The organism is Microcoleus sp. D2_18a_B4 (genome assembly GCF_036702475.1).
GTDB lineage: Bacteria > Cyanobacteriota > Cyanobacteriia > Cyanobacteriales > Microcoleaceae > Microcoleus.
The window spans coordinates 1-10,176 of record NZ_JAUBTL010000109.1; the positions used below are offsets into that span (position 1 = coordinate 1).

General features: G+C 48.9%; 5 protein-coding genes. 4 read left to right on the top strand and 1 reads right to left on the bottom strand.

The genetic code is table 11. The features are described 5' to 3' along the window. Positions 1 to 94: 94 nt before the first annotated feature. A complete protein-coding gene (locus tag QUB04_RS31690; protein WP_333290639.1) occupies positions 95 to 3,751 on the bottom strand; it encodes an alpha-mannosidase in 3,657 nt (1,218 codons plus the stop codon). A gap of 188 nt (positions 3,752 to 3,939) precedes the next feature. Here QUB04_RS31690 and QUB04_RS31695 point away from each other — a divergent pair, with 188 nt between their 5' ends. The 4 genes from QUB04_RS31695 (at position 3,940) to QUB04_RS31710 (ending at position 10,020) form a co-directional block, all read left to right on the top strand. Continuing rightward, positions 3,940 to 5,931 (top strand): hypothetical protein, encoded by a 1,992-nt coding sequence (locus QUB04_RS31695; RefSeq protein WP_333290640.1) that lies wholly within the window; start codon positions 3,940 to 3,942, stop codon positions 5,929 to 5,931. Between the two features lie 78 nt (positions 5,932 to 6,009). Further along, positions 6,010 to 6,126: a photosystem II reaction center protein I gene (locus tag QUB04_RS31700; RefSeq protein ID WP_039887172.1), complete on the top strand. Its 117-nt coding sequence runs from the start codon at positions 6,010 to 6,012 to the stop codon at positions 6,124 to 6,126. Positions 6,127 to 6,572: 446 nt separating this feature from the next. Then, a complete protein-coding gene (locus QUB04_RS31705; RefSeq protein ID WP_333290641.1) occupies positions 6,573 to 9,104 on the top strand; it encodes a DUF3769 domain-containing protein in 2,532 nt (843 codons plus the stop codon). A 19-nt stretch (positions 9,105 to 9,123) separates the two neighbouring features. Next, positions 9,124 to 10,020 (top strand): hypothetical protein, encoded by an 897-nt coding sequence (locus QUB04_RS31710; RefSeq protein ID WP_333290642.1) that lies wholly within the window; start codon positions 9,124 to 9,126, stop codon positions 10,018 to 10,020. Positions 10,021 to 10,176 lie beyond the last annotated feature (156 nt).

Sequence of the window (10,176 nt, forward strand, 5' to 3'; positions counted from 1 at the left end):
CATAGGGCATAGGGCATAGGGCATAGGGCATAGGGCATAGGGCATAGGGCATAGGGCATAGGGCATAGGGCATACCTCACTTTTTTGAGAACCGCTATATCTGAATTGGTAATGATAAATTGACTGCAAAACTCGCTATTTTCCACGGTGATATTGTGAAACTTGTCCCATCATCTAACTTCTGGGGCAAATTTATGGGTTGTTCTAATAAATCGACGGGGTGACTAATCGCCAAACCCAAATCGCTCTTTAATTCCAACTTCGCCTCTTCACCGTGACACTCGCAACACCGCAAAATCCACACATTAGAATCGTCTTCCGATTGTTTGAAAGCCATCAACACTAAATTTTGGGCGGACAAATCTAAAAGCTTGCCATCTGCGGGCAGAGTCTTGTGGCCATTTTTCTCTAACTTGGGTAACACCTTTACTAGCAGCGGTAAATTCAACTCGTACCCCTGTTGAACTGTGTCGGCATCCTGCCAATTTCCGCTGTGGGGATACACTGCACAAGTAAATTCCGAAACTCCTACATCTGCTTGTTCATCCGGCCAAGTCGAACCCCGAAGCAATGTCAGCCGAATTTGATTTGGTTGAAGGTCGCAACCGTATTTGCAATCATTGAGCAAACTCACTCCAAAACCGTCATTGCTGATATCAGTCCAGCGCAAAATCGGCACTTCCCATTTGGCTTTTTCGGCGGGTGTTTGCGGCTTGGTTGTGCGTGCGATCGCACCGCCGGGAATTTCGCAAGTTGCAAAATCTGCTTCTAGATTTAACCCAAAGGCTGCTTTGACTAAAACGTGAGTTTCTTGCCAATCTGCAACTGTCTTGATTTTCAGCAGGGGCGAACCTATTTCTACTATATAATCTTGGCAAAACTCCGACTTGCCAATTTGTCGGACTACGCGCAAACTCTGCCGTAATTCCCCCTGCTCTACCCAACAAATATCTTTGAGTGTCGGCGCGGGTAATTGATGTTTTTCATAATTTGGGTCAATGTTCCAAGCATCCCAATATTGGCCGCTGTCTTGAAATGCTTGCAGTTGATTGCCGCCTGCTGAATTCAAGACTTCTCGGTTATTTACTTTATCCCAAATGCTCGATAAATTGCCAGTTTGGCCGTCTACTGTTGCCCGAATAAATTCATTTTCTAAAACCATTTCTGCGGTTGCAAAATGCGTTTCTTGACAAGGTGTGTTTTTTTGTGCTATACCGTATGTAAGTTTCGATAACTCTGTCTTTTTTTCAGTTTCTGGACTCGCGGACGCATTATCCACAGTTTGAGCGTCTTCGCGACACAGCCAAAACACCTGGTAGCCAACGGCGGGGATATTATTTGCCCAAAATAACAGTGTAGAGTGCGATTGCGGTCGATCGCCCCTGACAATCTGCGAAGCCAATCGCCGTCGGGAAAAATCGTAAATTTGCCAAGCTGAATCAGCGGCATCGGGAAGCGGTACAGCGACAACCTCAGAGCGCGACCAATTGAGAGTATTGAAAATCAAAATTGGTTGAGCGTCGGGCTGCGGAGGATTCGGCAGAGAAATTTGAGCCGAGATGGCATCCAAAGATTTTAGCAGGATTTCGCGACAAGTGCGATCGACCTCAGCAAAAGCTAGATTAGCATCCGCATAAACTTGGGCGATCGCAGAACCGGGCAAAATATCGTGAAACTGGTTAAACAAAATTTGTTTCCAAGCAGATTCTAACTCAGATTTCGGATAAACCGCACCAGTACAAATAGTGGCCAGCGAAGACAGCAACTCCGCTTGGTAGAGCAATTCTTCGCAGCGGCGGTTTTGGCGTTTTTGGTCGGCGCGAGTCGTGTAGCAACCCCGGTGGAATTCTAAATAAAGTTCGTCTTTCCAAACGGGAAGAGTTTTGAGTTGTGAGATGGGAGGATTTGCATCCGAAATTGCCGACAAGTTGGACAATTCTAGCGCCCGCAAATTCTCCTGATTATCCGATTCAGAAACATCGCTTTCGGGCTTAGTTGCGGAAATTGCCGACAAGTTTGACAATTCTAGCGCCAGCAAATTCTCCTGATTGTCCGATTCTGGAACATCACTTTCTGGCCTAGTTGTCGCAACTTCCGGCAAAAACTGACTCTCAATCAAAGACAAATAATCAACCGCTTTCGCAAACTCCAACTTCGGGAAAAAAGGCGACATTTTCCAGCGTTTCGCCACCTCCAACATATCACGAGTCGGGCCACCGCCGTGGTCGCCAACCCCAGGCAACCAAAGAGCATCTTGCAAACCAGTCTTAACTTGCCAGTCAAAAGCATAACTTGCCATTTTCACAGATTCTACGCTTTCACCAATTGGAGCAGACATCATACTAAATATTTTAGTACCGTCCAACCCTTCCCACCAAAACGCACCGTGCGGAAATTCCGTTGAATCATTCCACCGCAACTTTTGCGTCACAAAATAATCAACTCCGCCTTGCCGCAAAATCTGAGGTAATTGCCACCCAAAACCGAAAGTATCCGGTAGCCAAGCTACCCGCATCAATTCCCCAAATTTTTCTTTTGCATAACGCTGTCCGTAAAAAACTTGCCTCACCATTGATTCAGCGGAAATCAAGTTTAAATCCGGTTCTACCCACATCCCGCCGACAACTTCCCAACGTCCGACGGCCACCTGTTTTTTAACCGCAGCAAATAAGTCCGGCCGATGTTCTTCCATCCAAGCATAAAGCGCCGGAGTAGAATGACAGAAAATCAAATCGGGAAACTCCGATTGCAATTTCAATACCGACTCAAAAGTTCGCTGTGCCGCTTCCCAAGTTTCCGGGACAGGCCACAGCCAAGCCAAGTCTAAATGAGCGTGACCCACCAAATAGATTTTACCTGTATATATAGATGTCAGCTCACCACTTTCTCCTATATATATAGATGTAGCATCGCTATTTTCTCCAACCTCCGAAACTTCCTCCCTTCTTCCTCCCTCTGCGCCCTCTGCGCCCTCTGCGGTTCCCTCATCTAAATCCCCCAAAAAAGCCCGCAGATATCCCAATAAATTGTGCCGCAAAACAGACAGCGAGCGATCGAACTTTTCGCGATCGCCCACCGCCGACCAATCAATCAAACCAAGCGCCAAATCAATCTCAGATTTCAGCATTTCCCCCTTGACAAACCGGGGGGTATTTGCTATTATTTGGGTGGGGAGGTATTGGGAATTTTCAATTTCTAAATTTCGACTAAGCGAATTTTGCAAAATCTCTAATTCGGCAGCCACAAAACCCGGATCGAAACAACAAGAGTCAGCAGCTTCATACAAACAAATCGATCGCACTAAAGCACCGTTATCGTGACCCGGACTTACCAACCGCAAAATTACTAAAAATTCATCTCCGGGATTAGCCGACGAACTCAACAAAACTCGATCGGCAAAATCAAATAAATCTCCCTGTCCGACTAACTCGCCGCCCACAAAAATTTGAGCATCTTCTGCCCACCAAGTCAAACCCAGCAGCAACCGCAAACCAACCACAGGATAGCCGTGCAAATTGTCAGGAATTACAAATTGCTGGCCCAAATACAAAACTTGCTTCCCAGACGGCCAAGCAATATGTCCTTTGCTGTTAAGTTCGGCAACAGGGCTGTTACAAATATTTACCGAAGAGACAGCCGAGTCAGAATCGCAGTACCTCCAACCAGACTGAACCTCCACTTGGCTGAGGCGGCGCAACTTTTCGACAGTGGCAGAAATATTGTTGCTAGCAGGTGACACAGAAGCGCTCATTTTTAGCTAAAATCAAACTTGTGTAGGAATCAAAGATCGGATTGAACCGCGAAGACGCGTTACGCGAAGCGGCGCGTTAGCGCTAGGACGCGAAGAAAAAGGTTTCAGAGGGTTTGAAGCGGAGATTAAGAGCTCGCTTTGATTTTACAGCAATATTTAGCAATTCCCTGAATTCAATAATTAAACTTATGTCCAACGGTTACTACGGCCCATACCAAAGCCGACTATTAAATTTTATATCGAAACAGTCCCGCCAAGTCGCTGACAATTGCGATCGAACTTGGCGTCAAATTAAAGAAGCAACTCTCACCGCTACCCAAATTCTACTTTATCCCGCTTATTTGCTGGTGCAAAGTTCCAGAATGCTGGGCCGACAGTTGCGGGAATCAAGTCAAAAAGTAGAGTTACCGGAACTACAAGAATTTGCCGGGGACGAAAATTCCGATTTGCCACAAAATTGCTATCAGGGCGAAACTTCCGAGGAAAGTTCGATCGCCGAAATTTTGCACCTCGCCGAAAATTTACTAAACTCGTCGCAAACCGCGAAAACTTTAGCCAGCTTCCCGCTGTTAATAAATCAGGGAAATACTGCTAACAATTTACATCCGGCCATCAATTTTAGCGGACAAACCGCAAAGCATCAAACAACTTCCGTCTTAGAACACCCGCTTGCTAAAACTCAATTACAACCCCAACCGAAAGTTGAGGGAATTGCCAGTTTTATCCCAGCCCGCACTTTAGTATTGGTGGGAAAAGAAAATCAGATATTAGATATTTTGACACCCGAACAGCAGGAAATGCTCGAAGGTCGCATAACTTGGGAAGTAGCAAACTGTGGCCCCGAACAACGGGAAATAACCCAAAAAGAATTAAAATTTAATCTCGGTTTGGAGTCGGCTGCCAAAAAAGCGCAGTTGCCGCCGATGCGTCGTTTTTGGGAATTGATGGCCTGGCTTCAGACGAGTCCGGTTGCTCTCAAAAGAAATCAGTTTGGAGAATCAATCCTCGCAGTTAAAAAATCGATCGACCGCAATTCAATCCTACTAGCCAAAAAAGCCAGCGTGATCAGCGGAGCAAATACCGCACAGCACTTGATTGCTGCATCGAATTCGATCGACCACAATACCCCAAAACTAGAAACTAATTTTAACAGCAAGTTCGATCGTCTAGTCAGCAATCCTCTCTCCTTTGTTACATTACTCGATCGCGCCGCCGTCAACATCGAGGAATTAACCCTACCGCCAGCGCTAAAAACAACCGCCGCACCAACAGAAATCTCCGGAGTAAAAATTAATACATCCGGCACAGACGGCAATTTAGATTTTTCCGCCCGCGAAATCCTGGAAAAATACGCGCGAAACATCGAAGGAATTATTTGGTCGTCAGTAGACCACCTCCTAGGCAAAGAAACAGCCGCAAGTGATAATACGGAGAAATCCCTGTCAATTAAGTATTATTTACAACAGCTTCAAGAGGAAAAAAACACGCAAAAAAGCCCAGAGGTCGATCGACCGTGGCTGAACTGGCAAGACTTATTCGGGGAAGCAGCACCGCAGCATTTAATCGACGGCAGTTCCGAACCAGAGGCAAAAGCTCAAAGCCTAATATCACAAACCAGCCCAAAAGTCAAGCAGCAAATTGCAGAAGTAGGAGAATTGCCAGAAGGTCGATCGACCGCAGTCTCAATATCCCCTTACCCCGAAGCACTTCACCGCCTGCTGGGGCAGCTAAAACAGAGCTTGCTCACAAAAAGCCCAAAAAGTCAACCCCAAACAGCATCTGATTTATCTGATTTAGCAGTTACTCAAAAAAATAGCTCTGCACTCGCAGCAGAATCAACCCCAGGGCGCGCGCCGGAAACCCAAGTGCCAAAAAACACAAACCCGAACACCCGACAAAACAGCCAATCCCCAGCAGCAATCACCGCGCCAACCAGCAGATACACCGCCGCAACCCCCGCCGCAGCCGAACCAAAAAATCACAGCGCAGGCGTCCAACCCGAAGACGAATACTTAGAAACAAAAGCAGAATCGATGGGATACATTAAGCACCCCCTAGAACAAGTGCTCGAATGGCTCGATCGAGTTATGCTGCGGCTAGAAAACCTCGCCGAGCAACTCTGGAATTGGGCAAAAATCAACTTGCCCAAAATCCTCAACAGCAAAGAGAAAATTGACTAATCTTTAGCTTATGATAAAAAAGTTGCCGCAACAGCAGCAAATCAGCTCAGTATTATGCCATCTTTGGAGACTCCCACAGTGCTAACCCTCAAAATCGTAGTTAATGTAGTTGTTTTATTTTTTGTTTCCCTGTTCATATTTGGATTTTTGTCCAATGACCCAGCCCGGAACCCCAACCGCAGAGACATGGAATAAACAAGTTATCTCGGCCGCTTGCTGGGGGGAACGCCACCGCAGCCCCCCAGCAAGCAGGTAAACCCGCAAAAATTAGTCGAAAAAAACTTGACCGAAAGCATCCAGGATACAAGCCCCCGGATTCATCCGTCCAGAAATAAAAAACCTGTATCCGATGAAACTTGCCCCCCGAATTGCTCCGTGGGGTCAATGCTTCAAATCTAAAATCTAAAATCTAAAATCTAAAATCGATTGACCTCGCACTGACTCAGCGAGGTTATCTTGTGGCGGAAGCAACTTCTGAAAGCAGCCCTATTCCGGCGCGCCAAAGCCACGGGGAATTTTAGATATCAGATTAATGTTTAAACAGTTGCCTTCTAGATGCAAAATTATAAATAATTTGCACCCTATAAAATCTAAAATCTAAAATCTAAAATCTAAAATCGGATGACTTACCTGTTATAACTATGCCCTATCCGGTACCGCCGCCCGAACCCTCTGCCATCATCTACATCGCAAAGCAAAAAAAAGTCGCCCTCACTGTCGCGGCCGGCGATGGAGACACCCGCAGCAACCCCGCAGAAATACCGGAACCCAGCCCAGATATCGTTCAGCCAGAACCCACACCAGCCCAAGCAGAACCCGCAGCCACACTCCAGGGCACTACGCCAGCCACCAACCAGCCTCCAGAAATCGCCGACCCCCTAGCGGAAGTCGAAAGCGGCGAGGCAGTGGTGGGATTTCAGGGGCAGGCCCCTGTCGAAGAACCCGAAACTGCGGAAACTCCGAAAGATTCCTCGTTTACTGCTTACCAATTGGGTTCGGTAGAAAATGCCATTGCCATTCGGAATCGGGAACGAACCGCAGAGGCGCAGAGAAAACAGGAGAGAAATCTTGCCGGAAACCAGGAAAGTTGGTATCAGGCCCAAGGCCGGCAGTTAGAAGATAACTCTCCCCAACCTGCGGAGATTCCCGTTCCAGAACCCGCGCTAGAACCAGCACCCAGCGGGCAACAGGAGTTCGAGATTCCCGCACCAGCAACCACCCCCGCACCCAGAACCCCCCCCGCCCCGACACCGAAACCTAAACCAGCCGCCCCGCCGGGAGTCCGCACCGCCCCTTCTCAGCGGACGGTGCCTTTTCCGGTTACTCCGGCCGATACTATCGAAGTTAAGGCCGACAGCCAAGAATTCGACGATAAGCAGCAAATTGTCACGGCGGTTGGTAATGTCGTTGTGCGGTTCCGGCAAACTGTGATTGATGCCGATCGAGCGATCGTCAACTTAGTCACCCGCCAAGTGGTAGCATCCGGCAATGTCGCCTATACCCGCGGCCAACAAGTAGTGCGCGGTCAGCGGATGGAGTTCAATCTCGGCCTCAACAGCGGCGCAGTCGAACAAGCACGCGGCGAAATATTCCTGCCCGCAGCAGGTAGCGAATTGACCCCCACACTGCCTACAGATATCAGTGCCGGGACGATTCTGGAACAGCCCCTGAGCGATCGAATTACCAGCCAGCAGCCCCTGCGCGGAGTCAAATCCCCCGGATCTGCTACAGTGACTATCGGCGGCGGCGGACAGCTAGCAGCCCCCCAAGTGGTCGGCGCCGTCAACCGCGTCCGCTTTGAAGCTGAACGCATCGAACTCCTGCCAGACGGCGCGAGGGTAGCAACCAATATTCGGCTTACTAACGACCCGTTTTCCCCCCCGGAATTTGAATACAGGGCCCGGAGGGCGACGATTAGAAGGATTTCGCCCACGGCAGAGGAATTAGTCACAACTAAACCCCGCTTGGTGTTCGACAACCGGGTGAAAATACCCGTGTATCCCCGCAGGCAAGTGTTTGACAGCCGGCAGCAAAACGGCCCGTGTTTGACCTTTGGTTACGACGGAGGCGAACGCGGCGGTTTGTATGCCGAGTGCGGTTTTGAGGTGTTGCAAAACGGGCCGGTGCGGCTAACCCTGACGCCCCAAATATACCTTCAGCGGATCGTTGCAGAGCACGGCGGTAATCCATTTTCTCCCGACAGCTACGGGCTCAAAGCGAGGTTGGGCGCTAGTCTCGGCCCGCGCACCAGGCTGGATGGATCGGCAACCTTTCTGAGTTTGGAAAATTTCCCGAATCTGCCGGAAAACAGCTTTCGGGGCAATTTGCGCCTGCGACAGTTGATCGGCACTCACTCTCTGGCTGCAGAATACAGTTATCGCGATCGACTGTTCAATGGTTCTCTGGGCTATCAAACCGTGCAGAGCAGCCTGGGGGCTGTCCTCACTTCCCCAGTCATCCCACTCGGACGCACCGGCCTCAATCTCAGCTACCAAGCTGGGTATCAATTTATCAATGCTGACACCGATCGACCAGACTTGCTCGAACCAGTGCGGGAAAACAACCGCATCGATCTGGGCCGTTCCCAAGTCAGCTTCGCCCTAAGCCGCGGCTTCAGCTTGTGGGAGGGCGAACCCCTGCCCCGCACTCCCACCCAGGGTTTGAGGTATACGCGGACGCCGGTGGTTCCTTTCTTGCAACTGGCCTTGGGACTCCGGGGAGTTGGTACTTATTACAGCAGTGGCGATCGACAAAATTCCCTCGCCGGCAGCGTCGGCATTCAAGGGCAGTTCGGTCATTTCTCCCGCCCTTTCCTCGACTACACTGGGTTTAACGTGACTTATACCCAGGTGGGGCGCGACGGTATCTCGCCGTTTTTATTCGATCGCTTAGTAGATTTGAGAGTCCTGTCTTTTGGACTTGTCCAGCAAGTTTACGGAGGCTTTCGAGTGGGATTTCAAAGTGCTATTAATTTAGAAAGTGCGGAAACAATCAGTACGAATTACACTTTAGAATACAGCCGTCGCAGCTACGCAATCATTTTGCGTTTTAACCCTGAGCGTCAAGTCGGCAGCCTAACTTTTAGAGTTAGCGACTTCAACTGGAATGGGACTCCCGAACCTTTTTCCGGGGACGCGGGAACTGTAGATGGAGGAGTGCGTTTATCCGATTAATTCAATTGGATAATTGGGCATGGGGCATTGGGCATGGGGCATTGGTAATTGGTCATTGGGAATTTGGAACCAACACTCAACAGACAACACTCAACAGACAACACTCAACAGAAAACAGTCAACAGTCAACAGTCAACAGACAACACTCAACAGTCAACAGTCAACAGCAAACAGTCAACAGTCAACAGAAAACAGTCAACAGAAAACAGTCAACAGTCAACAGTCAACAGTCAACAGACAACACATGACAGAAGTGACCGCAATATCTGCACAAGCAGCGGCTCTGCTGGTTCACTACGGTTTTGACCTAGGTGGCAAAAAAGCCGAGAAATTGGCGGGTGAATGGCTAACCAAGTATCCCGGCTATTGGCTGCGTTTAGCAGTGGTTGAAGCGCTTTATCAAGGCCGCTACAAGGCTGTTTCTGTGGGACAGCTATTGAGTATGTGGCACCGGATAGGTGAACCTCTCTATCATTTCAATCGCGAGTTTGAACGCTTGGTATGCAACAATTTTCCTCAAAATTTAACCGGGGAAATTGGTGATCAAATGTCGCAGGAGGATATACTTTTCTCCAACCCGGAATCGCAAGTTGGTGTCGCCGAGTTAGATTTGCGATTGCCGTCAGAGGCGCAACTGGATGTGGCGCTTCATGCAGAAGTCCCGAACACAGAGGCCCAGGAAACAGGAAAATTGCCCGCAGCCGACGATCGCACAAAAGAAAATACAGAATTTGTAGTATATGAAGATGTAGCTATTACCGCCCTCGCCGATCGAGCCGAAGCCGAGCACAAATTAGCCGACAAACCTGTGGCAAAATCATTCCCTGTTGTCAAACACACTGATTTTCATACCAAGTTAAAAGCGATTGCCAGAGAAGGCCGAAGAAAGAAGGGAGAAAGCAGAAAGAGAGTGTAAACTTAGGGAACTATAGCCTTTCTCAGTAACATGAGGTGCTCACGCGGGCATAGGGCATAGGGCATAGGGCATAGGGCATTGGGCATAGGGCATAGGGCATAGGGCATAGGGCATAGGGCATAGGGCATAGGGCATAGGGCATAGGGCATAGGGCAT